A 25,198-nucleotide genomic window follows, 5' to 3' on the forward strand; every position below is an offset into this window, starting at 1 on the left:
TCAGGCCAGCGCCTCGTGGACCTTCTCGAACAGCCCGACCGCGACGACCAGCAGCGGCACCAGCGCGATCAGCGCCACCGACTCCAGGACGTCGCCCAGCCGGCCGCGGCGCACCGAGGGCACCGACGGGGCCAGGGTCGCGGCGAGCAGCAGGGCTCCGGCGACCGCCAGCAGCACCGCGAGGGTGGGCCGCCAGTCGTCGTGCAGCGTCAGCACGGCGACCGCGGTGGTCGCCAGGCCGGCGAGCCCGGCGACCAGGCCGACGAGAACCTCCGAGCCGGTGCGGTACTGCCGGGTGCGCAGCATCACGATCAGGCACGCGTCCACCGCCAGCAGCGTGCCCGTGACGCCACGGCTCACCGCGATCGGCGCGATGAGCACGAGCAGCAGCCCGACGGTGCCGGAGATCGCGAGCAGGATCTCGTGGGCGATCCGCGCGTCGGCGAGCACCGGCCGGCCGCGATGTCCTCGGGGTCGGAGGTGATGTCGGCGGCGCTGAAGAGCCTGGTCGACCCGGGTCGAGGTCGCGCCGAGCGCCAACCACGGGAAGACACTGCCGGCGAGGACCACCAGGGCCAGCACCGTGGTGAGCAGCGCCGCCGGGCTGATCCCGCCGTCGACCGAGTCGAGGTAGAGCCCGGCCGCCAGGGCCAGCGCCCCGACCACGACCGGAGGGAAGACGAGGGTGCGACCGGGGCCGAGCCCGATCACGCAGACCAGGCCGGCGACCAGGGCGCCGGCACCGGCGAGGGCCAGTGGCTGGCCGAGCAGGCCGCCGTCGTGGTCGGCGAACATCAACCCCGCCACCGCGGCGTACACCGCGCCGAGCCAGGCCACGCCGACCGCCGCCTCCGGCTCGCGCTGCGCGCGGGAGAGCACGACGGCGCCGGCGCAGAGGGCGGCGGCGACCACGGCGGTCGCGGCCGCGGCGAGGTCGGAGCCGCGCTGCACGAGGAGCGCGGCGACACCCAGCAGGAGGAAGAGGCCCGCCGCCAGCAACGCCGTACGACGCCCGGAGGCCGGCTGCCAGGGCTGGAGGTCGTTCTCGACGACGTCGGCCATCGCCTCGACCACGTCGTCGTAGACCCGCGGGGCCGGGTCGTCCACACCGGCCGTCACGGTGAGCAGGCCGCCGTCCTCGACGCCCTGCAGGGTGAGCCCGGTGTCGGGGACCAGGCGGCGGCCGTCGGCCGTGCCGACCCGGTAGCCGCCGTGCACGGTGGCGGGGTCGAGCAGGCCCACGCTGCGGGCCAGCTCGGGGAGCAGACTCGGCGACCGGGACCGCACCGGGCAGCACCAGGTCGACCCGGCGGGTGCCGGAGGTGACGGTGACCCGGACCAGGCCGGAGGCGACCGCCCCGGGAGCCCGACCAGACCTTGTGTCATCTGCTCACACCTTCCGAGAGTCCGCCGAACGCGACGGAGGCCATCGTGGCACGGACGCTAGCCGTACCGGCGCCGGGACATGACGAGAGGGCCGACGCTGGGCGTCGGCCCTCCCGGACGAGTCGGGCTCGGCTCAGAACTCGAACCGGCCGGCGCCGCGCTTGTCGGCGGCGACGTACTCGGCGTTGGACTGGTAGACCGTCTGGTGGCTCTGGTCCAGCAGGTCCTTGAGCTCGTTGATCGCGAAGTCCCAGGCCTGCTTGGACACGCGGTAGGCGTCCTGCTGGGCGCCGGACCAGGTCGCGACCTTCGGCGAGATGTCGTTCTCGAGGTTGGTGAGGGTGTCTTCCATCCGCTTCACCGTGTCGTACATGTGCTGGGCGGCGTTGTCCAGGCTCGTTGTGGTTGACGCGCAGTCCGTCGAGGCTCATGTCGTTGTCTCCTAGATCCTGGGGCCCGAGATCAGATCGAGCCGAGCTTTGTTGAACAGGTTGTTCATGCCGGCGCCGGCCTGCTGGTCGACCGCGACGTTGTCCTTCTCGGTCTCGGTCAGCGCGGCGTGGAACTTGTCCAGCGCGGTGGTGACGACCTTGTGCTTCTCCGTCCACGCCTGGTGGAGGATGATGAACGCGCGGCCACCGTCGCCCTCCCACTTGCCCTTGAGGCCCTGGATCTGGCCGTCCAGCGTGTCGGAGTGCTTCTTGAACTCATCCTTGGCCTGGATGACGCGCTCAGCGATCTGCTTGAGCGCACCCTCTGCGTGGCCGAACTCGACATTCGACATGTCTGCTCCTTGGTCAGTTGGGCGGATCCGCCCGCGGTTGCTATCAGTGGATCTGGCTCCCGAGTGCTGCCTTAGAGCCGATGCCGTGCTTGCTACCCGCTCCGGCGCGGGGGCTAAACATCAGGCTCGTGAGTTCCCACAGATAACGGAAGAATCCGACGGCCACGACGAGCGAGCCGACGGCCACCGAACCGCACAGCGCCTCGGCGATCTCGGCCCGCCGGGACCACCACGCCGAGCGCCAGCCCCGGCCGACCAGGACGGCCACCAGCACGAGCGCCACGGCCACCCCGATCGCCACGCAGGCCAGGAGCCGGCTCAGCCCGGGACCGGCGGCATCGCCGGGCCCGGCACCGAGCAGCACCGCGGCGACGACGACCAGTGCGAGCACCCCGGCGATGCGCAGCATCCGCCGGGCCGCGGCGTGCCGGTAGCTGCGCGCGGCCAGCAGCAGCGACGCGCCGCCGAACCCGACCAGGAAGCGGGCGCCGGTGCGGTCCAGCGGCAGCACCGCGGTCCACAGCAGCAGCGGCGCGGTGACCAGGACGACCACGAGCACCGCCGTCGTCGCGGCGCGCACGGTACGGGTGCCGCGGGCGGCCACCCCGCTCACGGCCTGCTCCGAGACGACGATCCGGCCCCGGCGACCGGACGGGCGCTCCCGGGCGGACCACGCGGTGACGGCGAGGCGCTCGAGGTCGAGCAGGTACTGGTCCGGAACGTCGACCGCGACCTCCGGCACGAAGCGGGCCGCCAGCACGGCACCGAGGAAGAGCAGTGCCCACACGGTCTGCGGCGAGACGCCGGTCAACGCGCCCACGCCGGCGAGCGCGAACCAGCCCGCGCCGACCACCAGCCAGGTGCGCAGCGCCGGCTCCGCCGGGTTGCCCGGCTCGGCGAGCGCCCGGCCCACCGCTGCGGTCACGGCGGCCGCCAGGGCGGCGGCACCGAGCACCATCGGCAGCCGCGCCGGGAGCGGGTCCCAGACGAGCGCGAGCACCGCCGCGGCGGCGAAGGCGGGGGCGGCGACCACGCGGTGCACGGCGAGCGTGCCGATCGGCAGGCAGCCCACCACCGCCGCTGCCAACAGCACGGCGACCGCGGGCCACCGCTCGTCGACCGGCAGCCGGGTGGCCGCCCAGCCCGCGACCACGGCGACCGCGACGGCGATGCTGAGCCAGGTGGCGGACGCCGCGCCGGCGACCGGCGCCGGGACGCTGTCGCCCGCGCCGGCCCGCGCCCGCCGGGGCACCGGGCGGGCGTACGGGTCGATCGCGACGAGCACCGTGCCGGGCAGCAGCCCGAGGGTGTCGATGCGCGCGGTCATCTGCAGCGTCTCGCCGGTACGGGTGACCAGCGGGAGAGCGGTGGGCAGGCCGGCCTCGGCGGCGTAGACCCCGGACACGTCGGCGAGCGTCGCGCCTGCCGGCACGGTCAGGTCGAGGACCCCCAGCGGCCCGTGCACCGTCACCGCGGTGACCGCACCGGGCGCGGCCGGCCGGGACGTCGTACCGGGCATCGGGCCTCCCGAGATTGATGTTCCTGCCCGCAGGGTAGTCCTCCGAGTCATGTGGTCGTCCCTACCCGTCCTGAGCCGGGCCTATCATCGTCCGCGTCGCACCGCGCCGAGCGGGCCGCGTATCCGGGGACGACAGGGGACGACAGCGTGACGGTGACCCAGAGCAGCACGCCGGGACGGCGCGTGGCGACGCCCGGCAGCCTGACCCAGCGCGGCGGGCGCAGCGAGCGGCCCGAGATGCCCGGCGGCCAGCCTGCAGATCCAGCCGCCGCCGCAGATCCAGCCCAACGAGGGCGCCGCCGGGGTGGCGATGAACGCGATCCCGATGCTCGGCAGCCTCGGCTCGATCGTCCTGGTCGCCGGGCTCGGCGGCGGCAACGGGCAGAACCAGGCGCTGCGCTTCATCGCGGCCGGCATGTTCCTCTTCGCCACCCTCGGCTTCATCATCGTGCAGATCGACCGGCAGCGGAAGCAGCGCCAGCAGCAGGTCGGCAGTCTCGCGCACGGAGTACCTGCGCTACCTCTCGACCGTGCGCGGCGTGGCCCGCGACGCCGCCGACCAGCAGCGCCGTGCGCTCACCTGGATCCACCCCGACCCGGCCGCGCTGCCCTCGCTGGCGGAGGACCGCTCGCGGGTCTGGGAGCGGTCCTCGGCCGACCCCGCCTTCCTCCAGGTCCGGTACGGCGTGTGCGCGCAGCCGCTCGCGCTCGAGCCTGGTCCCGCCCGAGGGCGCCCCCATCGACGACGTGGACCCGGCGTCGGCCTCGGCGCTGCACCGGCTCCTCGTCGTCCACCGGCTCCAGCCCGACCTGCCCGCATCCATCGACCTGCGCGCCTTCGACCGGATCGAGGTCTGCGGCGGCGAGGAGGAGGCCCGCTCCATGGCGCGGGCGCTGCTCTGCTCCGCCACGGCCTTCCAGTCGCCGGAGAACCTGCAGGTCGCGGTGCTCGCGACCGACGCCACGCTGGCCCACTGGGACTGGGTGAAGTGGCTGCCGCACGCCCACAGCCAGCACCAGAACGACGCCGTCGGCCCGGCCCGGATGGTGACGACCTCGCTCACCGACCTCGCCCAGATGCTGCCGCCGGACCTCAGCGAGCGACCCCGCTTCGGCGCCGACGAGCGGCCCGCGATCCCGCACATCGTGCTCATCACCGACGGGGCCGAGTCGCCCCCGGGCAACCACGTGATCCCGCCCGACGGCCTGCACGGCGTCACCGTGATCGACCTCCCGGCGCACTGGGGCGAGACTCGACAGCGCGACCGCCCTGCGCCTGGAGCCTGGCCGACCGGGCACCCGGGGAGCCGGAGTCGAGCGGCGTCCCGCTGCTCGCCGTACGGCTGCGCACGGAGGCACTGCGCGCCAAGGGCGACCAGTGCAGCATCGCCTCGGCGGAGGCCCTGGCCCGGCGGCTCACGCCGCTGTTCACCCCCAGCGCGGGCGCCGCGGTCGGCGACGACGCGGTCGACATCACCGCACCCACCGACTTCATGGACCTGCTCGGCCTGGGTGACGTGTTCACCTTCGACCCGGGCGCGGCCTGGCGGTCGCGTCCGGCCCGCGACCGGCTGCGGGTGCCGATCGGCGTCGGTGACGGCGCCGGCCCGATCCACCTCGACATCAAGGAGTCCGCCCAGCAGGGCATGGGCCCGCACGGGCTCGTCATCGGCGCGACCGGCTCCGGCAAGTCGGAGTTCCTGCGCACCCTGGTGCTCGGCCTGGCGATGACGCACTCGCCCGAGCAAACTCAACATGGTCCTCGTCGACTTCAAGGGCGGCGCGACCTTCGCGGGGATGTCCGACATGCCGCACGTCTCGGCGGTGATCACCAACCTGTCGCAGGAGCCTGACCCTCGTCGACCGCATGCAGGACGCCCTCTCGGGCGAGATGGTGCGGCGCCAGGAGGCTGCTGCGCGAGGCCGGCAACTTCGCCTCGATCCGCGACTACGAGAAGGCCCGTACGTCGGGCGACCCGGCCGGTGCGCAGCTGCCGCCCCTGCCCTCGCTGTTCCTCGTCGTCGACGAGTTCTCCGAGATGCTGACGGCCAAGCCCGAGTTCATCGACCTGTTCGTCGCCATCGGCCGGCTCGGTCGCTCCCTGGGGCTGCACCTGCTGCTGGCCTCGCAGCGGCTGGAGGAGGGCCGGCTGCGCGGGCTGGAGTCGCACCTGTCGTACCGGATCGGCCTGCGCACGTTCAGCGCGCAGGAGTCGCGCGCGGTGCTCGGCGTGCCCGACGCCTACGAGCCTGCCGGCCGTGCCCGGTCTGGGCTACCTCAAGCCGGACCCGACCCAGCTGACCCGGTTCAAGGCGGCGTACGTGTCGGGGCCGCCGGAGGCCGGGCGCCGCCGGGTGGACCGCGACGGCGGCGGCAAGTTCGCGCGGCATCCTGCCGTTCACGATCTCGGAGGTGCAGACCTTCGACGACCCCGCGCTCGACAACGACGAGCCCGCCGCCGCGCCGGTGACCGGCGAGTCCACCTCGCTGCTCGACATCGCGGTGCAGCGGATGGCGGGCCGCGGCCCGGCCGCGCACCAGGTGTGGCTCCCGCCGCTCGACGATCCCGACACGCTCAACCAGCCTGATGCCCGACCTGCAGTCGCACCCGGACCTCGGCCTGGTGTCGATGCAGTGGCGCCAGGCGGGCAACCTGACGATCCCGATCGGCACCGTGGACCGGCCGCGCGAGCAGCGCCGCGACACCCTGACCGTCAGCCTGAGCGGCGCGGCCGGGCACGTCGCGGTCGTCGGCGGGCCGCGCAGCGGCAAGTCCACGCTGCTGCGCACCATCGTCACCAGCCTGTCGCTGACGTCCACCCCGCTGGAGTCGCAGTTCTACGTGCTCGACTTCGGCGGCGGCACCTTCGCGCCGATGACCGCGCTGCCGCACGTCGCCGGCGTCGGCAGCCGCTCGGAGCCCGAGGTCGTGCGCCGGATCCTGGCCGAGGTCAAGGGCATCGTGGACCGTCGCGAGGCCTACTTCCGCACGCACGGCATCGACTCGATCGAGACCTACCGCAGCCGGCGAGCGCAAGGCCGCGCCGACGACGGGTACGGCGACGTGTTCCTCGTCGTCGACGGCTGGGGCACCCTGCGCTCGGACTTCGACGACCTCGAGGTCGAGGTGCAGCAGACTCGCCGGGCGCGGACTGACCTTCGGCCTGCACATCGTCACCGCGGCCACCCGCTGGCCGGACTTCCGGGCCGCGATGCGCGACCTGATCGGCACCAAGTCTGGGCCTGCGCCTCGGTGACCCCATCGACTCCGAGATCGACCGCAAGGTCGCGGCGCTCGTCCCGGCCAACCGGCCCGGGCGCGGCATGGTGCCCGGCAAAGCCTGCACTTCCTCGGCGCCCTCCCGCGCCTCGACAGCGTGCAGGAGGCCGCCACGCTCGGCGACGGCGTGGACGCCATGATCTCGGCGGTCGCGAAGGCCTGGCGCGGTCCCAGCGGGCCGAAGCCGCGGCTGCTGCCCGACCGGATCACGCTCGACCAGGTGCGCGCCCTGGCCCCGACGCCCCCGGCGCGCCAGCCTGCTGCTCGCGATCAACGAGAAGGAGCCTGGCCCCGGTCGCCTTCGACGTCGACGCCGAGCCGCACCTGCTGCTCTTCGGCGACGGCAAGTCGGGCAAGTCGAACTTCCTGCGCACCTACTGCCAGGAGATCATGCGCACCCGCACCCCCGCGGAGGCGCAGATCGTCGTCGTGGACTACCGGCGCTCGCTGCTGGGCGAGGTGCCCGAGGAGTACCTCCTCAACTACCTCACCTCCGCGACGCAGGCGCAGCCCGCACTGAGCGACCTGGCGACGTACCTGCAGAACCGGCTCCCGGGCCCCGACGTCACCCCCGACCAGCCTGCGCAACCGGTCCTGGTGGTCGGGCGCGGAGGTCTTCGTGGTCGTCGACGACTACGACCTGGTCGCCACCCAGCAGAGACTCGCCGATCGCGCTGCTCCAGCCGCTGCTGGCCCAGGCCCGCGACGTCGGCCTGCACGTGGTCATCGCGCGGCGCTCCGGTGGTGCCTCGCGGGCGCTCTACGAGCCGGTCATCCAGTCGATGCGCGACCTCGCCATGCCCGGCATCCTGCTGGCCGGCAACCGCGACGAGGGCGTCCTGATCGGCAACCTCCGGCCCGGTCCCGCCCAGGCCGGGCGCGGCCGGCTGGTCTCCCGCGAGCGGGGGGCCGAGGTCGTTCAGCCTGGCCTGGACCGACCCCTCGCTCTGATCCTCGCGGGCCTGGGGCGCGGCGACCAGCACGGCCAGCCCGGTCGTGACCGGGACGGCCAGTACCAGCCCGATCGAGGTGACCAGGGTGCGCACGACCTCCTCGGCGAGTCTGCTCGGTCGAGAGCGACTCCAGCAGCGGTCGGTCGTAGACGCGCAGCAGCATGAGCAGGATCAGCCCGGTGCCGACGTAGGCGAAGACGATCGTGTAGATCGTCGAGGCGATGTGGTCGCGTCCGATCCGCATCGCGCTGGCGAAGACGGTGGCCCGCGAGGCGTGCGGGGTCGCGGCACGCAGGCTCCCAGACCGCCGAGGCCTGGGTGATGGTGACGTCGTTGAGGACGCCGAGGCCGGCGATGACCAGGGCGCAGCCCAGCAGGGCCTGGAAGTCCAGGGCCCCGAAGGTGGCGAGGATCTGCCCGCCCTCGTCGCTGACGCCGGTGAGCCGGGCGTCGCCGATCGCGATCACGCCGATGCCGGCGGTGAGGAAGATGCCGACCAGGGTGCCGGCGAGGGCGGTGCTCGTGCGCAGCGAGAAGCCGTGGGTCGTGTAGAGCACCACGAACATGATCGCCGCCGCGCTGGTCAGGGCGACACCGACGCTGGACGCTCCGTCGAGCAGCGCGGGCAGCATCCACCACCACACGACCGCGCCGCCGAACGCCAGGCCCACCAGCGCGAACAGCCCGCGCAGACGGGCGATCGCGAGCACCACGACCACGAACCCGACCGCCAGCCAGAGCAGCGTCCCGTGCCGCTCGGTCGCGAAGTAGGAGTACGACGGGGTCTGGATCTCCGCGTCCTTCGCGGCCGGGGTGCGCAGCAGCTCGACCTTGTCGCCCGGCCCGATCCCGGAGTCGATCACGTCCGGGGGAACGGCGAGGACCACCGGCTCCTTCTCCCCGGGCACCCGCACGGACAGCGTGCTGCAGCCCGAGCCGTCCGGCAGGCCCCCGCCCGCGCACTTCGGCGCGACCTCCACGACCTCCGCGGTCGGGAAGGTCACGCCGGGCGCGGCGAACTGCGCCGCGGCCCCACCGTTCTTCGCGGCCTGCTCGGCGGCATCGCCCGGTGGCAGCCAGACGACGAGGCCGACCAGGGTGAGCAGCAGCGCGACGCCGAGCGCCGCGAGGAGCGCCGTGCGGGCGGTCGTGCCGACGCTGATCTGGTCGTCGACACCGTCGGATGCGCGGTGGGAGTGGCCGGAACCCATGGGAGTCACCCTGTCACGGGGCTCACCAGCTCGACTTCGTGATCCCCGGCAGGCTCGCCGCGGTGGGCCATCTCGCGGAAGCGGATCCGCGACAGCCCGGCCTTGCGGAGGTAGCCCCGCGGACGGCCGTCCACCTGGTCGCGGTTGCGCAGCCGGACCGGCGAGGAGTCGCGCGGCAGGTCGCTCAACGCCCGCACCGCCACCGCCAGGCTCGGCCGAGCCGGGCTCGGCCCGTCGGACCCGCTCCTTGAGCGCGGCCCGCCGGGCGGCGTACCTCTCGACGGTGGCGCGACGCCGCTCCTGCGCGGCGATCTTGGCCTGCTTGGCCATCAGCGCTCCTCGCGGAAGGCGACGTGCTGCCGGACGACGGGGTCGTACTTGCGCAGCACCAGCCGGTCCGGGTCGTTGCGCCGGTTCTTGCGGGTCACGTAGGTGAACCCGCTGCCCGCCGTGGACCGCAGGCTTCACGATCGGCCGGACGTCGTTGCCCTTCTTCGCCATGTCAGATCTCCCCTCGTGCGCGGAGGTCGGCCACCACGGCCTCGATCCCCCGCCGGTCGATGGTCTTGATGCCGCGGGCACTGACCCGCAGCGTGACGTTCCGGCCCAGCGAGGGCACCCAGTACCGCTTGCGCTGGACGTTGACGTCGAAGCGCCGTCGCGTACGACGGTGCGAGTGGGACACGTGGTTGCCGAACGCCGGCCGCGCCCCGGTCACCTGGCAGGTGCGTGACATCACCTTCTCCTTCCGCTCGTGCCTGTGTCATGATTGAGAACGATTCTCATTCTAACCAGACGAGGAGAGAACACCGTGAAGCGAGGAATCCATCCCGACTACGGCCCGGTCGCCTTCCGCGACCGCGCGACCGGCGACGTCGTGCTGACCCGCTCGACGCTGGCCACCCGCTCCGGCGGCGCCACCGTCGAGGTCGAGGGCCGCTCCTACCCCGTCGTCGACGTGGACGTGAGCGTGCACAGCCACCCGTTCTGGACCGGCCAGGGCCGCGTGCTCGACAGCGAGGGACGGGTCGAGGCGTTCGAGCGCCGCTACGGACGGGGCGCGCGGTGAGGGTGCCCGTCGTCCTCGTCTCGGGCGTGGAGGTGGACGCGATGGCCTCGGCGATGGTCGGCCTGCAGTTCGACCTGCCGGGCGCGGTCGCCGTGCGCCACCACATCGACGTCGAGCGCGGCGTCCTCACCCGGACCGTCAGCGACCTGACCGGCGTCCTGGAGACGCACGAGACGCTGCTGGAGCACGCCTGCGTCGGGTGCGCGATCCGCGAGGACGTCGTGCCGACCCTCGCCCGGCTGGCCCGCGACGGCCGCTGGGCCAGCATCGTGGCGCACCTGCCCGTCGGCGCCGAGGCCGCGCACGTGTGCTCGGTGCTCACCTGGGACACCCGGCTCGCCCGCTTCCTGCGGGTCTCCGGCGTCGTCGCCGCGCTCTCGGCCGCGCACCCGGTCCGGGACCTGCTCGGCGACGACCTGCTCGCCGACCGCGGCCTGCACAGCGCGCACGACGACCGGCGCGGGGTGGGCGAGGTGCTCGCCGCCCAGGTGGAGTACGCCGACGTGGTGGCCTTCGACGCCGCCCCCGATCCCGCCGCCACGGCCCTGGTCTCCGCGCTCGCCCGGCCCGGCGTGGCGGTCCTGCCGGGCAGCCACGACCTCGACGGGGTCGCGCTGACCGGCGGCATCCACAACCACGCGGCCACCGACGCCTGGACCAGCCCCGCACGCACCGAGGCGCTGCCCGACCTGGCCGCCGAGGGCGTGTGGCGCCTGGACCTGCAGTCCACTCGCGCCTTCCACCCCGACCGTCTGCTCGAGTCGCTGGAGAGCCTGGGCGCCGGTCCGCACCGCTCGCGCGGCTGCTTCTGGCTGCCGACCCGGCCGGGCCGGATCGTCGAGTGGGACGGCGCGGGCGGACAGCCTGAGCATCGGCGACCACGCGGCGTGGGGGCGTCGTACGCCGTTCACGCGGATCGTGCTCACCGGCCTCGGTGCCGCACCCGCACACCTGCGCCCGGCGTTCGACGCGCTGCTGGTCGCGCCCGGCGAACGGGTCGCGCACAGCGGCGGCGAGGACGGCTTCGAGCCGTGGCTCGGGCCGATCCGGGAGGTGGCCTGAGATGGCGGTCCCGAAGCGTCGTACCTCCCGCTCGAGCACGCGGCACCGCCGCGCGCAGTGGAGGGCGAGCGCACCGGACCTGGTGCCGGTGACCATCGAGGGCGAGACCTTTCGCGTGCCGCGCCGGCTGATCGGCGCGGTGCTGGACGGGCTCGTCGACCCCCGGACCGGAAGGAGGACCCGGTGAAGGTCCGCAGGCTCGCTCCGCTCGCTCAAGAGCCAGCCCGGTGCGCAGGTGGTGCGCCGCCGCGGCCGGATCTACGTCATCAACAAGCAGAACCCGCGGATGAAGGGGCGTCAGGGCTGAGCGGGCCGGCGGCCTACGATGCCGCGGTGTCCCGTCGCGTCCCCGTCGTCGCCCTCACCGGCCACCTCGGCGCGGGCAAGACGACGCTGCTCAACCACCTGCTGCGCCAGCCCGGCGCCCGGGTCGGCGTGGTCGTCAACGACTTCGGTGCGATCAACGTGGACGCCGCGCTCGTCAGCGGGCAGGTCGACGAGCCGGCGTCCATCGCGGGCGGCTGCCTGTGCTGCCTGGAGGACGCCGGCGGCCTCGACGACGCGTTGGCCGCACTGGCGCAGCCGCGGCGCGCCCTGGACGTGATCGTGGTCGAGGCGAGCGGCATCGCCGAGCCCGGCGCGCTCGCCTCGATGATCGCCGGCAGCACGGCCCCGAACGTCCGTCCCGGCGGCGTGGTGGACGTGGTGGACGCCGTGGAGTACTTCGACACCGTCGACGGCGGCGGCCTCGCGCCGGCCCGGTTCGCGATCGCGACCCTCGTGGTGCTCAACAAGGCCGACCTCGTCCCCGAGCAGACCCTGGCCCGGATCGAGGCCCGGGTGCGTGAGCGGAACCCGCACGCGCACGTCGTACGGACCTCGTTGGGGCGCATCGACCCCGCCCTGGTGTACGACGCGGCGAGTGCCGAGGAGCCCGAGGACGAGCCTGCCCCTCGCCGCCCTCCTGCGCGCCGAGCGCCCGGCCGCCTCGGGTCACACGCACGCCGCGTCCGTCGCGGTCACCGCGAGCGAGCCGGTCGACCCGGACGCGCTGAGGGCGCTGCTCGCGGCCCCGCCGCCCGGCGCCTACCGGATCAAGGGCACCCTCGCGGTCCGCCGCGGCAACCGCGTGCGCGGGCAGGTGGTCCACGTCGTCGGCCGGCAGGCGTACGTCGCTCCGTGTCCGGTGCCCGAGCGGAGCACCCTGGTCGCGATCGGCCTCGAGCTCGACCCGGAGGTCGTGCGGCCCGCCCTGGAGGACGCGGTCCGGCCCGCACCGAACTAGAACACGTTATCGTTTCGCCATGAGTGCGTACGACGTGATCGTGGTCGGCTCCGGCGGTGGCGCCCTGACCGGCGCGGCCCTGGCGGCGAGGGCCGGCCTGCGCACCCTGGTCCTGGAGCGGACGCCGCTGATCGGCGGCACCTCGGCGTACTCCGGCGGCGCATGCTGGCTGCCGGGCAGCGCGGTGCAGCAACGCGCCGGGCTGCCCGACTCCACCGAGGGGGCGCGGGCCTACCTGGCCGCGGTCCTCGACGCGCCCGACACCGCACGGGTCGAGGCACTGCTCACCCAGGCTCCGCGGCTGGTCGCGACCCTGGAGGCCGACGAGCCTGATGGACTTCGAGTGGATCCCCTTCTCGGAGTACTACGACGCGCCCGGCCGGGTCCCGATGGGCCGCTCCATCCAGCCCGCCACCATCCGCCGGGACGCGCTCGATCCTCGCGTCGGGGCCCTGCTCCGCCCGCCGGTCGAGCGCGACCGGGCCGGCCAACCCGGCCGGTCCACACTCTCCGGCGGCCAGGCGCTGATCGGCCGGCTGGCCGCGATGGTGCTGCGCGACGGCGGTGACATCCTGGTCGAGCACCACGTGACCCGCCTCGTGCGCGCGACCTCCGGACGGGTGACGGGCGTGCTCGCCGAGACCCCGGACGGGCCCGTCGAGCCTGACGGCCACCCGGGGCGTCCTGGTGGCGGCGGGCGGGTTCGAGGGCAGCCCCGAGCGTCGTACGGCGCACGGCACGCCGGGGGACGCGGCGTGGTCCATGGCACCGCGCGGCACCAACACCGGCGAGGTCATCGACGCCGCCGCCGCGATCGGCGCGGCGACCGACTTCTCCGGCGAGGGGTGGTTCTGCCCGGGCCTGCTGCAGCCCGACGGCTCGGGGAGGCTTCACCCTCGGCTTCCGCGGCGGGCTGATGGTGGACCAGGACGGGGAGCGCTACGGCAACGAGTGCCTGCCCTACGACCGCTTCGGCCGGGTGATGGCGGCCGCGCCCGAGCGCACGCCGTCGTGGTTCGTCTTCGACGCCCGCGAGGACGGCCGGCTGCCCGCGATCGCGATGCCCGAGGGAGACGCCGCCGCACACCTGGCCGCCGGCACCTGGGTGCGGGCCGACACGATCGAGGGCCTGGCCGAGGCGTGCGGCCTCGACCCGGCCACCCTCGCCGCCACGGTCGAGCGCTTCAACGGCTTCGCCGCGTCCGGGGTGGACGAGGACTTCGGCCGCGGCACCGACGAGTACGACACCTTCTTCGCCTCCGCCGGATCCCCCAACAAGGCGCTCGTCCCGGTCGACACCCCGCCGTACGTCGCCGCGCGGTTCGTGCTCTCCGACCTCGGCACCAAGGGCGGGCTGGTCACCGACGCCGCGGCCCGCGTGCTCGACGAGTCCGGCACGCCGATCCCGGGCCTCTACGCCGCCAGCAACTCCACCGCGTCGGTGTTCGGCTCGTCGTACCCGGGCCCGGGGGCGCCGCTCGGCGCCGCGATGACCTTCGCCTCGCTCGCCGTGGAGGACATGCTCGGGGGCTCCTGATCGCGTCGTACCTGACGCAACAGTCGCGAATTCGGCGCGATCACGACAGCAGCGTCAGGTGCGACGCCCGCCAGGAGCCTGCTCAGCGGGAGCCTGACCCGCTCCAGCACGCCGCTGGTGAAGTCCGCGAGGGCGCGCACCTGCTCGGGGCTCAGGCCGTCGAAGAACAGGCTCCCGGACCAGGTCGACGTGACTCGGCGCCGCGGCGGCGATCGCGGCGTGGCCGGCCTCGGTCAGGTCGACGAAGGCACCACGCCGGTCGTCGGCGCAGTGCCGCCGCTCGACGAGTCCGCGCGCCTCCATCCGGGAGACCTGCTTGGAGACCCGGGACTTCTCCCACTGGAGCCGCTCGCCGAGCTCGAACATCCGCAACGAGTGCTCCGGCACGTCCTCGTCGGTGAGCGCGACCAGGATCTCGTAGTCGGACAGCGACAGCCCGCTCGCCGCCTGCAGGCTCGCGACCGAGCCGGGCGCTGAGTCGCGCGTGGACGTCGAGCCAGCCGCGCCAAGCGGCCTGCTGCTCGTCGTCGAGCCACCGTGTCGTTCCCATCGCGCCGATTCTAGCCGAGAATGTTGACGTATCCACGACTTCGGGAGCATGATGGTTGACATGGCAACTATCGACGTCGACGCGATCACCAAGGACCGCGAGCGGATCAAGCGGGAGCACCTCGTCGCCGAGGCCGACCGGCCGGCCAGCAGCGCCCGCGGGATCCACCACGCGGCGCTGCTCTCCTCCGACGTACGACGGACGATCGAGTTCTACCAGGGCCTGCTGGAGTTCCCGCTGACGGAGATCTTCGAGAACCGCGACTACGCCGGCTCCGACCACTTCTTCTTCGACGTCGGCGTGGGCAACCTGCTGGCGTTCTTCACGCTGCCCGGCCTCGACCTCGGGCCCTACGCCGAGGTGCTCGGCGGGCACCACCACATCGCCATCTCGGTGACCCGGGAGAAGTGGGACTACCTGCGGGCCAAGCTCGACGACGCCGGCGTCGCCTACCACCTGGAGTCGAAGGTCTCGCTCTACTTCCCCGGCCCCGACGGCGAGCGGCTGGGCTCGCTGGCGGACCCGCTCGGCGAGATGTACGGCACGAAGGTGCTGTGACGGACTCCACGCCGTCCACGCACCGGGCCAATTACCGTTCCGCAGCCGTTCCCGGCCTACGATCGAGCGGTTTTGCCGTCTCGCCCTAGGGGATTTCGTTGAGCGTCATCGAGGACAAGTTCGACCGCTGGAAGCAGCACGAGGAGACCGCGGAGGCGATGATCCCGATCGTGGGCAAAGTCTGCACCGCGAGAAGGACGTCACGATCCTGCTCCACAGCCGCTCGCTGGTGAACAAGTCGGTCATCGACATCCTCAAGACGCACCGCTACGCGCGCCAGATCGACGGCGTGGAGTCGTCGGTCGCCGACACCTTCCCCTTCCTGGAGACCATCGCCGGCCTCGACCTCGGCGCGGTCAAGATCGACCTCGCCCTGCTGATCCGCGCCTACCGCGCCGCCGGCGAGCCGGGCTCGATCCCGGAGTTCACCGCCCAGGCGCTGGCCGAGGCCACCGGCGAGAACAAGACGCCCGGCCCGGGCTCCCAGGACGTCGTCCTCTACGGCTTCGGCCGGATCGGCCGCCTCGTCGCGCGCCTGCTGGTGGAGAAGTCCGGCTCCGGCAACGGCCTGCGCCTGCGCGCGGTCGTGGTCCGCAAGGCCAAGGGCGACGACCTCAAGAAGCGCGCCTCGCTGCTGCGCCGCGACTCGATCCACGGGGCCTTCAACGGCTCGATCACCGTGGACGAGGAGAAGAACCAGATCATCGCCAACGGCAACGTGATCCAGGTGATCTACTCCAACGCGCCGAGCGAGATCGACTACACCGAGTACGGCATCGACAACGCCATCCTGATCGACAACACCGGCATCTGGCGCGACCGCGAGGGCCTCTCCGAGCACCTGCGCCCCGGCATCGCGAAGGTGCTGCTCACGGCTCCCGGCAAGGGCGACGTGCCGAACATCGTGCACGGGGTGAACCACCTCGACGTCGACCTCTCGGAGAAGGTGCTCTCCTGCGCCTCCTGCACGACCAACGCGATCGTCCCGCCGCTCAAGGCGATGGACGACGCCTTCGGCATCTCCCGCGGCCACGTCGAGACGGTGCACTCGTTCACCAACGACCAGAACCTGCTGGACAACTACCACAAGGCCGACCGCCGCGGCCGGTCCGCGCCGCTGAACCTGGTCATCACCGAGACCGGCGCCGCCTCGGCCGTCGCCAAGGTGCTGCCCGACCTCGACGCCAAGATCACCGGCAACTCGATCCGCGTCCCCACCCCGGACGTCTCGATCGCCATCCTGAGCCTGCAGGCTCAAGCGCGAGACCACCCGCGAGGAGGTCAACGAGCACCTGCGCCAGGCCTCGCTGGTCGGCCCGCTGGCGCGCAACCTGGACTACACGACCGCCACCGACGCGGTGTCCACCGACTTCATCGGTGCCCGCGCGGCCTCGATCGTCGACGGCGGTGCCTCGATCGTCGACGGCGACTCGGCGATCCTCTACGTCTGGTACGACAACGAGTTCGGCTACTCCTGCCAGGTGCTGCGGACGGTGCAGTACATCTCCGGCGTCGAGTACGCCACGCTGCCGCGCGCCTGACGCCCCGCGACGCACGAACGGCCCGTCCCCTCGCGGGGGCGGGCCGTTCGCGTCGTCGGAGCAGGCCTCAGTCCTGCTCGACCTCGGCGAGGATCTCGGAGAGCCGGCGCACCTGCGCGACCTTCTCCTCGTCGGTCGCGGCGAGCGGGTTCAGCAGCAGGGTGCGGACGCCGGCCGCGTGCAGGTCCCGCACGTGCTGGCGCACGGCGTCCTCGTCGCCGAGCAGGCTGACGGCGTCCACCAGGTCGTCCGGTACGGCGGCCGCCGCCTCCGCCTTCTTGCCGGCGAGGTAGAGGTCCTGGATCTCGGTGGCCTCGGCGTCGTAGCCGTAGCGGCGGGCCAGCCTGGTTGTAGAAGTTCTTGTCGCGCGCGCCCATCCCGCCGACGTGCAGCGCCGCCTGGTTGCGGATCGCCTGCTCCGCCTCCGGCGAGACCTCGCCGAGCAGGAACGGGATCTGCAGACTGGATGTCGAGCTCGCCGAGGGCGGGGTCGCGCTTCGCGAAGCCCTCCTCCAGCGACTCCCCCACGCCTGCCGCGCCTTGTGGGGGTGGAAGAAGAGCGGCTGCCAGCCGTTGGCGAGTCTCGGCGACGAGCGCGACGTTCTTCGGGCCGAGAGCGGCGACGGAGACCGGGATGTCCGGGCGGACCGGGTGGTTGATGATCTTCAGCGGCTTGCCGAGCCCGGAGCCACCGTCCTCCTTGGTGAGCGGAACCGTGTAGTGCTTGCCGCGGTACTCGACGGGCTGCCGCTTCCAGACCTGCCGGCACACGTCGATCACCTCGCGGGTGCGGCCCAGCGGGGCGTCGTACCTGACCCCGTGGAAGCCCTCGATGACCTGCGGGCCGGAGGCGCCGAGGCCCAGCGTGAACCGGCCGCCGGAGACGAAGTCCAGGCCGGCCGCGGTCATCGCGGTGAGCGAGGGGGTGCGCGTGTAGATCTGGAAGATGGCCGACATCAGGCTCGAGCTTCTCGGTGCGCGCGGCCAGGTAGCCGGTCGGCTGACGGCGTCGAAGGAGTAGGCCTCCGGGATCGCGACCAGCTCGAGTCCGTTGCGCTCGTACTCCTGCACCAGGCTCGACGGTCTCGGCGAAGCCGCCGGAGTAGTCGATGATCATTCCGAGGCGCATGCTCGTTCCTTCGGTTCGGCGGATGGTGGCGCCATCCTGCCGCACGCGCACTGGTGCTCCCCGCCTCGTGGGCGTAACGTCGAGCGCAGGCTGAGGGTCTCTCGCGTCCCGCCGATCATGGCGTCTCCGTTCTTGGCCGAAGGATCTTCCGAAAGGCCGGACGATGCGTCCGTCAGCCACTTTCCAGTTCTCCATCACCGCCGAGGTCGAGCGTTGCGTCGGCCTGGTCGTCGTCGGCGGCGACCTCGACATCACCACCACGGCCCTGCTCGGCGCCGCGGTCAACGCCTGCCTCGACGAGCAGCCACGCTCGGTGTCGCTCGACCTGCGCGACGTCCGCTCCATGGACTGCGCCGGAACGGCGGAGCCTGCTCCACTGCCGTGACCGGGCGCTCGAGCACTCGGCCCGCCTCCGGCTCACCCACCTGAGCCCCGCCGTCGAGCGGATGTTGTCGCCGGCGCTGCGCGAGGCGCTGGCCGCCGAGCCCGAAGGCGATCCCGGACAGCGGCGCGTCCTGCGCTGCCTGGCCTGTGGCACCCGCAGCCTCCACGTCCTCGGCCCGACGACCCGCGCCACCGACGGCGCGGTCCTCGTGCAGTGGTGGTCCTGCACCGCCTGCGAGGACGGCACCACCGTCGCCTGGTTCCAGCGGCCCCCGGTGACCCGCAGCGTCGTCGCGGTGACGTACGACGCGCGCTCGCTCATCAGCCAGGCGACCGCCTCCGCGATCTCCTCGGGCTGCCCGGCCCGGCCCAGCGGGATCTGCGGTGCCATCCGCTCCACCCGCTCCGGGTCGCCGGTCGTGGCGTGCAGGTCGGTGGCGATCAGTCCCGGCGCGACCGCGACCACCCGGATCCCGCGCTCGGCGACCTCCAGCCCGAGTCCACGGGTCACCAGGTCCAGGCCGGCCTTCGCGGCGGCGTAGTGGACGTACTCGCCCGGCGAGCCGAGCGTGGCCGCGCCCGAGGTGATGTTGACGATCACGCCGCCGCTGCCGAGAGCCGCGACGGCGGCCCGGGCGACGAGCAGCGGGGCGGTGAGGTTGACGTCGATCGTGCGTCGTACCTCCTCGGCGGGGGTGTCCACCAGCGGCGCGAACCGGTAGGTCGCCCCCGCGTTGTTCACCACGCCGGTCAGGCTCGCCGGGCTCGGCGGCCGCGGCGAAGAGCCCGGCGATGCCGGCGTCGGTGGTCAGGTCGCCCGGCACGGCGACGCAGCGCACCCCGTGCGCCTGGACCGCCGCCACGCTCGTCGCGGCGCTGTCGGCGTCGCGGCGGTAGCCGAGGACGAGGTCGTGCCCGTCGGTCGCCAGCCGGACGGCGACGGCCGCCCCGATCCCACGGGTGCCTCCGGTCACGATGGTGAGCGCCATGCGCGCCATCATCGCCGACCGCCCGGCGGCCCCTACGATGAGCCCGCCCGACCCGAGGAGCACCCAGTGACCGAGCGCCCGGCCCGCCGCAACGCGGCGCTGCGCGACGCGTGGTTCCAGGGCGCCCAGGAGATCCTGGCGAGCGAGGGGTACGGCGCGCTCAAGCCTGGCCCCGCTCTGCGCCCGGCTCGGCGTGACGACCGGCGCGTTCTACCACTCCTTCGACAAGCTGGCAGGACTTCACCGACGCCCTCCTCGACAAGCTGGGTCCGCGAGCGCACCGAGCAGACCGTCGCGATCGCCCGCGGCTACGACGACCCGGCCGAGCGGCTGCTGGTGCTGGCCCGGGCCAGCGCGGACCTGCTGCACCGCACCGAGGCCGCGATCCGGGTCTGGGCCGGGGTCGACGACCGGGTCGGCGCCGTGCAGCGCCGGGTCGACGAGAGCCGGCACGCGGTGGTGCTGGAGGCGATGACCGAGTCGGTCGGCGACCCGCACGCCCACCGCTACGCGACCTGGGCGCTGAGCACGCTGGTGGGCTACGAGATGGTCGCCGGCGAGGGCGCGCAGGAGGACCTGCTCTGGTCCCTCCACCGGATCCTCGACGCCGCCCGGGGAGAGCGCTGAGCGGTCCTTGCGGTGCCTGCGACGCGGGCGCACACTGCAAGGAGGGGATCCTCCCGAAGGGACGCGCGATGAGCGAGAGCAGCAACGGCGCCGACACCCTGGCCGACACCGTCACCGAGACCCACGACGTGCTCAGCGCACGCCTGGCCGACGCCGAGGCGTGCCGGCCCACCCGCGACCTGCCCCGTGACCGGCTGCGCGCCACCGACCCCTTCCTCGCCAGCACGAGCCGCCACGTGTGCGCGGCCAACCAGGTGCTCGGCCGGGCCGCCCGGCACCACCTGCCGCACGGGCGCCGGCGGGCGCAGGAGCCTGGCCCGCCAGAGCCGGCGGCTGGAGGGTGCGCTGTTCCAGACCAAGGCCAAGCCTGTACGGCTCGACCTTCGTCGTACGACGGCCGTGGGCGTCGATCTGGAGCGAGGTCGCCGGCGAAGCCTGGCCGCGTTCCGGGAGCCTGGAGCAAGCACTCGTGGCCGACCTCGCGAGCCAGCCTCCCGCCGGGCGAGCGCGACCGCCTCGCCGAGCGGCTCTTCCGCGCCGAGAAGGGGGTCGGGACCCGGCCGCACCCCCTACCTCCCGCACCGCGGGCTGAGCGGGCGGGTGGCCCGCCGCGTCGCGGTGCGCGTGGACCGGTTCTGGGACACCGCGGAGGGCCGGATGGTGCCCGAGCCGGTGCGCCCGCACCGCTCCCGCGACGGTCGCCTGGCGCAGTACCTGCTTGCTGACCCGCACGTCGAGGACGCCCTCGCTAGCAGGCCCGCAAGCAGCCCCATGTCGTGAGGGCGGCGCAACGTTACGGCCTCCGGCCGTGAGGGATGCCACGCCCGGAACGTGACGCGGACCACTGCGCTAACTATTGCAAGCGGGTGGAATCACCCGGTCAGACCTTCCCGACCCCGGGAGGGCCGCCCACGCGCGCCGAGGCCCGCGACGACGTGGAGCGACGCAGAGCATGATCAGGTAGTCGCGGGCACGGGAGAACCAGCAGTACGCCGACCGCCACCAGGCGGGCGGCTCGGGGCGAAGGAACGCGTTCCAGGGCACCAGCAGCCCTAGCCCGACAGGTCACCTTTCGTAGGCGTCGCTGCGGAGACTTCATGTCCACCACCTTCCTGCGCGCTGCCGCGCGCCTTCTCGTCGTACCGGTCGCCTCGACGGTGCTCCTCGCCGCCCCGTCGGCGCCCTCGCACGCCGACACCTTCGTGCCGGCCCCCGGCGTCAGCAACGCCACCACCGCCGACGCGCCTGCACCGGCGCCGTCCACCGAGCCCGCCCCGCTCACCCGGGAGCAGAAGCAGGTCCTGCTCGGCAAGCGTGCGGTCGCCAAGGCGCGCAGCCGTGCCGGCAGCGCCTACCGCTACGGCGCCACCGGTCCGCGCGCCTTCGACTGCTCGGGCCTGACCCAGTGGGTCTACAAGAAGCTCGGCAAGCGCCTGCCGCGCACCTCCGGCGCCCAGGCCGGTGCCGTGCGCCACGTGCGCCACCCGCGCCCCGGTGACCTGGTGTTCTTCACCGACGGCGGTCACGTCTACCACGTCGGCATCTACGCCGGGCGCCACATGCTGTGGCACGCCTCGCGCCCGGGCCACCCGGTCGCCAAGGAGCGGATCTGGACCTCGTCGGTCTTCTACGGCCGGGTCCGCTGACCCGCACCTGTCCTCGACCGCCGGTCCCGCGTATGAGGCGGGGCCGGCGGTGGGCATTGGGCGGTGGGCATCTACGGGTGCGCGATGCTGTCCCCGTGACGATCTACGTCGACGACATGCAGCCGCCCGCCCGGGTCGGCCCGGTCGAGGGCGAGTGGTCGCACCTGCTCTCAGACCTGCCCGGGCCGGAGGGGGACCCGCGAGTCTGCTCGCCTTCGTCGAGCGGCTCGGCGTGGACCCGCGCTGGATCCAGAACGAGGGCACCGCGACCGAGCACTTCGACCTGCGCGAGCCGATGCGGCAGCGCGCGCTCGCGCTCGGCGCCGTCCCGGTCCGCTACGGCCGCGAGGTCGCCCGGATCACGATGGCCAAGCGCGAGGTCACCGGCCGGTGAGCCTAGCGACCGGTGAAGTGGGGCGGACGTCGCTCCGCGAACGAGCGCATCGCCTCGTCGAGGTCGTCGCTGAGCAGGAAGGCGGAGTTCCACACCGCCGTGTAGCGCAGACCGGCCTCGACCCGCGGGCCGCGCTCGGCGTCGAGGACGTCCTTGATGCCACGCAGGACCAGCGGGGAGTTGGCCGCCATCCGCGCGGCGAGCCTCCCCGGCCGCCGTACGGGTGGCCTCGGCGTCGTCGTGCACGCTGTTGACCAGGCCGATCTCCGCGGCGCGGACGGCGTCGATGTCGTCGCCGGTCAGCGCCAGGCTCGCGCAGGTGGCCGTCGCCGATGATGCCGACCAGGCGCTGCAGGCTGCCGAGGTCCGCGACGATGCCGACCTTGGCCTCGCGGATGCTGAACTGGGCGTCGGCCGAGGCGATCCGTACGTCGCACGCCGCCGCCAGGTCCACGCCCCCGCCGATGCACCAGCCGGTGAGCGCCGCGACCGTCGGCTTGCGCAGGTTCGCCACGGCGTCCAGCGCGCGCTGCCAGCGCCGGATCAGGGCGAGCAGGTGCTGCCGGGCGCCGGCGTCGGTCGCGCCGCGCAGCGGGGCGAAGGTGGCCGCGGCCGCGCCCAGGTCGAGGCCGAAGGAGAAGTGCGGGCCGGTGCCCGTCACGACCACCGCGCGCACCTCCGGGTCCTCCTCGAAGCCGGTGAAGGTGGCGGCCAGGCTCGGCGAAGAAGTCCTCGTCCATGACGGCCTTGCCGCCGGGACCGGCCAGCGCGACGGTGGCCACGGCGGCGTCGTAGGTGACGGTGAAGCGCTGCTCAGCGGTCATGCTGCGGAGCGTAGTCGTTCCGGTACCCGATAGATTTCGTCTCGTGCCCGGCATCGCTCCTGAGATCCGGCGGCACGGAGCAACCGACGTCAACGACGACGCGGCCGTCCTCGCCGCGTACTCCTCCGACGCCTCCCTCTACCGTGTCCCGCCCGCTGCGGTGGTGTTCCCGCGCGTGTCCGACGACGTCCGCGCCACGCTGGCCGCCGCCCGGGAGCCTGGGCCTGACGGTCACTGCCCGGGGCGCCGGTACGTCGGTCGCGGGCAACGCGATCGGCCCCGGCATCGTGCTCGACTTCAGCCGGCACATGAACCAGGTGCTGAGCATCGACGGCGACGCGGCCACCGCCGTGGTCCAGCCCGGCGTGGTGCAGGCCGCGCTGCAGGCCGCGGCGGCGCCGTACGGGCTCCGGTTCGGACCGGACCCCTCGACCAGCACCCGCTGCACGATCGGCGGGATGATCGGCAACGACGCGTGCGGGGCACGCTCGCTGGCGTTCGGCCGCACCTCGCACAACACCCTCGGGCTGCGCGCGCTGCTCGCCGACGGCACCGAGCCTGGTGACCGGCCCCGGCACCGCGCAGGCCGGGAACGGCGTGCTGGACCGGGTCCGCGACGTGGTCGCAGCCGACCTGGCGACCGCGCGCACCGAGTTCGGCACCTTCGGGCGGCACGTCTCCGGGCTGGCCGTGGAGCACCTCCTGCCCGAGCGGTACGACCTCACCCGGGCCCTGGTCGGCTCCGAGGGCACCCTCGCGGTGCTCACCGAGGCCACGGTCCGCCTGGTCGGCACGCCCGCCGCCAAGCCTGCTCGTGGTGATCGGCTTCCCCGACTTCCCGACCGCCGGGCACGCCACCCCCGAGGTGCTGGCGTTCACGCCGTCCGCGTGCGAGGGCATCGACCGCCGGATCGTGGACGTGATCCGCGAGCGTCGCGGCGCCGCCGCCGTGCCGGAGCCTGCCCGCGGGCAACGCCTGGATGTTCGTCGAGATCGCGGGCGAGGACCCCGCCGAGGTGCGTCGCAGGGCGGACCTGCTCGCCGGCGCCGGTCTCGGCGTCTCCGCGCTCGTGGTCGAGGACCCGGTCGCGGTGGAGCGGCTGTGGAGGATCCGTGCCGACGGTGCCGGGCTCGCGGGCCGTGCTCCGTCGGGCCGGCCGGCCTGGGCGGGCTGGGAGGACGCCGCCGTGCCTCCGGACCGGCTGGGCACCTACCTGACCTCCTTCGACGAGCCTGCTCGCCACGCACGGGCTGACCGCGATGCCGTTCGGGCACTTCGGCGAGGGCTGCGTGCACGTGCGGATGGACTTCGCCTTCGACTCCCCCGACGGGCCGCAGCGCTACCGCTCGTTCGTCGAGGACGCCGCCGACCTGGTCGCCTCGCTCGGCGGCTCGCTGTCCGGCGAGCACGGCGACGGCCGGGCCCGCAGCGAGCCTGCTCCCGCGGATGTACTCCCCGCGCGCGCTCGCCCTGATGTCGGGCATCAAGAAGGCCTTCGACCCCGACGGGCTGCTCAACCCGGGGATCATCGTCGACGCCGCGCCGCTGACCGCCGACCTTCGCTACGGCGTGCACGCGGGCCTGCGCAAGAACCTCGCGATGGCCTACGCGACCGACGGCGGCGACTTCGGCCAGGCCGTGCACCGGTGCACCGGCGTCGGCAAGTGCCGCGCCGACAACACCGGCTCGGGCGGGGTGATGTGCCCGTCGTACCAGGCGACGAAGGAGGAGATCCACTCCACCCGCGGCCGCGCCCGGCTGCTGCAGGAGATCGTCAACGGCGACAGCGACATCACCTGGTCCTCGCCGGCCGTGCACGAGGCGCTCGACCTCTGCCTGGCCTGCAAGGGCTGCGCGTCGGACTGCCCGACCGGCACCGACATGGCCAGCCTACAAGGCCGAGGTGCTGCACCAGACCTACAAGAACAAGTTTGCGCCCGCGCAGCCACTACTCCGTGGGCTGGCTGCCGCGCTGGGCCAGGCTCGGCTCGGCGATGCCGCGCCTCGCCAACAAGTCGATGGACGTCACGCCGCTGCGCAAGGTCGCGCTCAAGGCGGCCGGCGTGGACACCCGGCGGCGGATGCCGGCGTTCGCGCGGCGTACCTTCCGCCGGACGTTCGAGCCGGCGACGACCGGTACGCCGATCGTGCTCTTCGTCGACTCCTTCACCAACCACTTCGCCCCCCAGGTGGCGGACGCAGCCGCACAGGTGCTCCGCGAGGCGGGCTTCGCGCCGAGGATCACCCGCCAGCAGGAGTGCTGCGGACTGCCCTGGATCAGCACCGGTCAGGCTCGACGGGGCCGCCAAGCGGCTGCGCTCGATGGTCGAGGCGCTCGCACCCGACGTACGGGAGGGGCTGCAGGTGGTGGGCCTGGAGCCGTCCTGCACGGCGGTGCTGCGCCACGAGCCTGACCGAGCCTGGTGCCGGGCGAGGACGCCGCCCGGGTCGCCGGCGCGACGGTGACC

At 73.5% G+C, this 25,198-nt stretch carries 31 protein-coding genes and 8 pseudogenes; 24 read left to right on the forward strand and 15 right to left on the reverse strand.

From position 1 onward, the window contains the following. The 5 genes from G5V59_RS19630 to G5V59_RS19650 form a co-directional block, all read right to left on the reverse strand. Positions 1–1,386, reverse strand: a complete 1,386-nt coding sequence (locus G5V59_RS19630) for a type VII secretion integral membrane protein EccD (RefSeq protein WP_278257564.1) — start codon at positions 1,384–1,386, stop codon at positions 1–3. Positions 1,387–1,519: 133 nt separating this feature from the next. Further along, entirely contained in the window at positions 1,520–1,780 is a 261-nt protein-coding gene (locus tag G5V59_RS19635) for a WXG100 family type VII secretion target (RefSeq protein ID WP_278259950.1), read from the reverse strand. Between the two features lie 48 nt (positions 1,781–1,828). Continuing rightward, positions 1,829–2,170 carry a WXG100 family type VII secretion target gene (locus G5V59_RS19640; protein WP_278257565.1) on the reverse strand — a complete coding sequence of 114 codons (342 nt, stop codon included), beginning with the start codon at positions 2,168–2,170 and terminating at the stop codon, positions 1,829–1,831. A 43-nt stretch (positions 2,171–2,213) separates the two neighbouring features. Beyond that, positions 2,214–3,689 carry a hypothetical protein gene (locus G5V59_RS19645; protein WP_278257566.1) on the reverse strand — a complete coding sequence of 492 codons (1,476 nt, stop codon included), beginning with the start codon at positions 3,687–3,689 and terminating at the stop codon, positions 2,214–2,216. Between the two features lie 84 nt (positions 3,690–3,773). After that, a complete protein-coding gene (locus G5V59_RS19650; RefSeq protein WP_278257567.1) occupies positions 3,774–4,121 on the reverse strand; it encodes a hypothetical protein in 348 nt (115 codons plus the stop codon). A gap of 98 nt (positions 4,122–4,219) precedes the next feature. Here G5V59_RS19650 and G5V59_RS19655 point away from each other — a divergent pair, with 98 nt between their 5' ends. The 4 genes from G5V59_RS19655 (at position 4,220) to G5V59_RS19670 (ending at position 7,813) form a co-directional block, all read left to right on the forward strand. Beyond that, entirely contained in the window at positions 4,220–5,542 is a 1,323-nt protein-coding gene (locus G5V59_RS19655; protein WP_278257568.1) for an FtsK/SpoIIIE domain-containing protein, read from the forward strand. Then, the gene (locus G5V59_RS37210; protein ID WP_341350987.1) at positions 5,514–5,735 is read left to right on the forward strand and encodes a hypothetical protein; all 222 of its coding nucleotides are present in this window, start codon (positions 5,514–5,516) and stop codon (positions 5,733–5,735) included. Before G5V59_RS19655 ends, G5V59_RS37210 begins: the two co-directional genes overlap by 29 nt. Positions 5,736–5,948: 213 nt before the next feature. Continuing rightward, complete coding sequence (locus tag G5V59_RS19665; RefSeq protein ID WP_278257570.1) at positions 5,949–6,278, forward strand: hypothetical protein; 330 nt, start codon at positions 5,949–5,951, stop codon at positions 6,276–6,278. Then, positions 6,278–7,813, forward strand: a complete 1,536-nt coding sequence (locus G5V59_RS19670) for an FtsK/SpoIIIE domain-containing protein (RefSeq protein WP_278257571.1) — start codon at positions 6,278–6,280, stop codon at positions 7,811–7,813. Before G5V59_RS19665 ends, G5V59_RS19670 begins: the two co-directional genes overlap by 1 nt. A 76-nt stretch (positions 7,814–7,889) precedes the next feature. Here G5V59_RS19670 and G5V59_RS19675 read toward each other — a convergent pair whose 3' ends face one another. From G5V59_RS19675 to rpmB, 4 genes and pseudogenes are all read right to left on the reverse strand, one after another. Continuing rightward, positions 7,890–9,134 carry a YibE/F family protein gene (locus tag G5V59_RS19675; RefSeq protein ID WP_278257572.1) on the reverse strand — a complete coding sequence of 415 codons (1,245 nt, stop codon included), beginning with the start codon at positions 9,132–9,134 and terminating at the stop codon, positions 7,890–7,892. A 22-nt stretch (positions 9,135–9,156) separates the two neighbouring features. Then, positions 9,157–9,464: pseudogene (gene rpsN / locus G5V59_RS19680) on the reverse strand (30S ribosomal protein S14). After that, a pseudogene (gene rpmG, locus G5V59_RS19685) lies at positions 9,464–9,635 on the reverse strand (50S ribosomal protein L33). The pseudogenes rpsN and rpmG overlap by 1 nt, the downstream one beginning before the upstream one ends. A gap of 1 nt (position 9,636) precedes the next feature. Continuing rightward, positions 9,637–9,870 (reverse strand): 50S ribosomal protein L28, encoded by a 234-nt coding sequence (gene rpmB / locus G5V59_RS19690; protein ID WP_278257573.1) that lies wholly within the window; start codon positions 9,868–9,870, stop codon positions 9,637–9,639. A gap of 75 nt (positions 9,871–9,945) precedes the next feature. On the opposite strand from rpmB, the gene G5V59_RS19695 reads away from it, so the two are divergent. The 8 genes and pseudogenes from G5V59_RS19695 to G5V59_RS19730 all read left to right on the forward strand — a co-directional run bounded on the left by G5V59_RS19695 (position 9,946) and on the right by G5V59_RS19730 (position 14,087). Further along, positions 9,946–10,203, forward strand: a complete 258-nt coding sequence (locus tag G5V59_RS19695; protein WP_278257574.1) for a type B 50S ribosomal protein L31 — start codon at positions 9,946–9,948, stop codon at positions 10,201–10,203. A 53-nt stretch (positions 10,204–10,256) separates the two neighbouring features. Next, positions 10,257–11,069 (forward strand): annotated as a pseudogene (locus tag G5V59_RS19700) (GTP-binding protein); the annotation flags it as partial. A 197-nt stretch (positions 11,070–11,266) separates the two neighbouring features. Further along, on the forward strand, positions 11,267–11,452 hold the full coding sequence (gene rpmF / locus G5V59_RS19705) for a 50S ribosomal protein L32 (protein WP_278257575.1): 186 nt from the start codon (positions 11,267–11,269) through the stop codon (positions 11,450–11,452). A 12-nt stretch (positions 11,453–11,464) separates the two neighbouring features. After that, a pseudogene (locus tag G5V59_RS19710) lies at positions 11,465–11,572 on the forward strand (ribosomal protein bL36); the annotation flags it as partial. A gap of 26 nt (positions 11,573–11,598) precedes the next feature. Beyond that, positions 11,599–12,573: a GTP-binding protein gene (locus G5V59_RS19715; RefSeq protein ID WP_278259951.1), complete on the forward strand. Its 975-nt coding sequence runs from the start codon at positions 11,599–11,601 to the stop codon at positions 12,571–12,573. Then, positions 12,570–13,118 carry an FAD-binding protein gene (locus G5V59_RS19720; protein WP_278257576.1) on the forward strand — a complete coding sequence of 183 codons (549 nt, stop codon included), beginning with the start codon at positions 12,570–12,572 and terminating at the stop codon, positions 13,116–13,118. Before G5V59_RS19715 ends, G5V59_RS19720 begins: the two co-directional genes overlap by 4 nt. Beyond that, positions 13,096–13,467, forward strand: a complete 372-nt coding sequence (locus G5V59_RS19725) for a hypothetical protein (RefSeq protein ID WP_278257577.1) — start codon at positions 13,096–13,098, stop codon at positions 13,465–13,467. Before G5V59_RS19720 ends, G5V59_RS19725 begins: the two co-directional genes overlap by 23 nt. Beyond that, positions 13,467–14,087 carry an FAD-binding protein gene (locus G5V59_RS19730; protein ID WP_278257578.1) on the forward strand — a complete coding sequence of 207 codons (621 nt, stop codon included), beginning with the start codon at positions 13,467–13,469 and terminating at the stop codon, positions 14,085–14,087. Before G5V59_RS19725 ends, G5V59_RS19730 begins: the two co-directional genes overlap by 1 nt. Positions 14,088–14,141: 54 nt before the next feature. On the opposite strand, the gene G5V59_RS19735 is transcribed toward G5V59_RS19730, so the two are convergent. Beyond that, positions 14,142–14,699 carry a MarR family winged helix-turn-helix transcriptional regulator gene (locus G5V59_RS19735; RefSeq protein WP_278257579.1) on the reverse strand — a complete coding sequence of 186 codons (558 nt, stop codon included), beginning with the start codon at positions 14,697–14,699 and terminating at the stop codon, positions 14,142–14,144. Here G5V59_RS19735 and G5V59_RS19740 point away from each other — a divergent pair. The 4 genes and pseudogenes from G5V59_RS19740 (at position 14,698) to G5V59_RS19755 (ending at position 16,736) form a co-directional block, all read left to right on the forward strand. Beyond that, positions 14,698–15,195, forward strand: coding sequence for a VOC family protein (locus G5V59_RS19740; RefSeq protein WP_278257580.1), 498 nt, complete (start codon positions 14,698–14,700; stop codon positions 15,193–15,195). The two genes, G5V59_RS19735 and G5V59_RS19740, sit on opposite strands and share 2 nt — an antisense overlap. 98 nt (positions 15,196–15,293) lie before the next feature. Beyond that, positions 15,294–15,428: a hypothetical protein gene (locus G5V59_RS19745; RefSeq protein ID WP_278257581.1), complete on the forward strand. Its 135-nt coding sequence runs from the start codon at positions 15,294–15,296 to the stop codon at positions 15,426–15,428. Then, positions 15,425–16,393: pseudogene (locus G5V59_RS19750) on the forward strand (glyceraldehyde-3-phosphate dehydrogenase); the annotation flags it as partial. The gene G5V59_RS19745 and the pseudogene G5V59_RS19750, both read left to right, overlap by 4 nt. 109 nt (positions 16,394–16,502) lie before the next feature. Next, the gene (locus G5V59_RS19755) at positions 16,503–16,736 is read left to right on the forward strand and encodes a hypothetical protein (protein ID WP_278259952.1); all 234 of its coding nucleotides are present in this window, start codon (positions 16,503–16,505) and stop codon (positions 16,734–16,736) included. 150 nt (positions 16,737–16,886) lie between these two features. On the opposite strand, the gene G5V59_RS19760 is transcribed toward G5V59_RS19755, so the two are convergent. The 3 genes and pseudogenes from G5V59_RS19760 to G5V59_RS19770 all read right to left on the reverse strand — a co-directional run. Next, positions 16,887–17,807, reverse strand: coding sequence for an LLM class flavin-dependent oxidoreductase (locus G5V59_RS19760; protein ID WP_278257582.1), 921 nt, complete (start codon positions 17,805–17,807; stop codon positions 16,887–16,889). Between the two features lie 230 nt (positions 17,808–18,037). Then, positions 18,038–18,994 (reverse strand): SDR family oxidoreductase, encoded by a 957-nt coding sequence (locus G5V59_RS19765; protein ID WP_278257583.1) that lies wholly within the window; start codon positions 18,992–18,994, stop codon positions 18,038–18,040. Positions 18,995–19,070: 76 nt separating this feature from the next. Further along, positions 19,071–19,250, reverse strand: a pseudogene (locus tag G5V59_RS19770) (SDR family NAD(P)-dependent oxidoreductase); the annotation flags it as partial. Between the two features lie 683 nt (positions 19,251–19,933). Between G5V59_RS19770 and G5V59_RS19775 the strand changes: the two are divergent. The 3 genes from G5V59_RS19775 (at position 19,934) to G5V59_RS19785 (ending at position 21,905) form a co-directional block, all read left to right on the forward strand. After that, positions 19,934–20,590: a hypothetical protein gene (locus G5V59_RS19775; protein WP_278257584.1), complete on the forward strand. Its 657-nt coding sequence runs from the start codon at positions 19,934–19,936 to the stop codon at positions 20,588–20,590. Between the two features lie 372 nt (positions 20,591–20,962). Next, on the forward strand, positions 20,963–21,511 hold the full coding sequence (locus G5V59_RS19780; RefSeq protein WP_278257585.1) for a C40 family peptidase: 549 nt from the start codon (positions 20,963–20,965) through the stop codon (positions 21,509–21,511). A gap of 49 nt (positions 21,512–21,560) precedes the next feature. Then, positions 21,561–21,905, forward strand: coding sequence for a DUF4031 domain-containing protein (locus tag G5V59_RS19785; protein ID WP_278257586.1), 345 nt, complete (start codon positions 21,561–21,563; stop codon positions 21,903–21,905). Positions 21,906–21,907: 2 nt separating this feature from the next. On the opposite strand, the gene G5V59_RS19790 is transcribed toward G5V59_RS19785, so the two are convergent. Then, entirely contained in the window at positions 21,908–22,096 is a 189-nt protein-coding gene (locus G5V59_RS19790; RefSeq protein WP_278257587.1) for a hypothetical protein, read from the reverse strand. Here G5V59_RS19790 and G5V59_RS19795 point away from each other — a divergent pair. Further along, entirely contained in the window at positions 22,086–22,241 is a 156-nt protein-coding gene (locus G5V59_RS19795) for a hypothetical protein (protein ID WP_278257588.1), read from the forward strand. The two genes, G5V59_RS19790 and G5V59_RS19795, sit on opposite strands and share 11 nt — an antisense overlap. On the opposite strand, the gene G5V59_RS19800 is transcribed toward G5V59_RS19795, so the two are convergent. Then, positions 22,205–22,729: a hypothetical protein gene (locus G5V59_RS19800; protein WP_278257589.1), complete on the reverse strand. Its 525-nt coding sequence runs from the start codon at positions 22,727–22,729 to the stop codon at positions 22,205–22,207. The two genes, G5V59_RS19795 and G5V59_RS19800, sit on opposite strands and share 37 nt — an antisense overlap. Before the next feature lie 143 nt (positions 22,730–22,872). Here G5V59_RS19800 and G5V59_RS19805 point away from each other — a divergent pair, with 143 nt between their 5' ends. The 4 genes and pseudogenes from G5V59_RS19805 (at position 22,873) to G5V59_RS19820 (ending at position 25,196) form a co-directional block, all read left to right on the forward strand. Then, entirely contained in the window at positions 22,873–23,550 is a 678-nt protein-coding gene (locus G5V59_RS19805) for an FAD-binding oxidoreductase (RefSeq protein WP_278257590.1), read from the forward strand. 159 nt (positions 23,551–23,709) lie between these two features. Further along, a pseudogene (locus G5V59_RS19810) lies at positions 23,710–23,901 on the forward strand (hypothetical protein); the annotation flags it as partial. An 88-nt stretch (positions 23,902–23,989) separates the two neighbouring features. Further along, positions 23,990–24,100: pseudogene (locus G5V59_RS19815) on the forward strand (hypothetical protein); the annotation flags it as partial. A gap of 103 nt (positions 24,101–24,203) precedes the next feature. Continuing rightward, positions 24,204–25,196, forward strand: a complete 993-nt coding sequence (locus G5V59_RS19820; RefSeq protein WP_278259953.1) for a (Fe-S)-binding protein — start codon at positions 24,204–24,206, stop codon at positions 25,194–25,196. The last annotated feature ends 2 nt before the right edge of the window (positions 25,197–25,198 follow it).

It is taken from the genome of Nocardioides convexus (assembly GCF_011090295.1).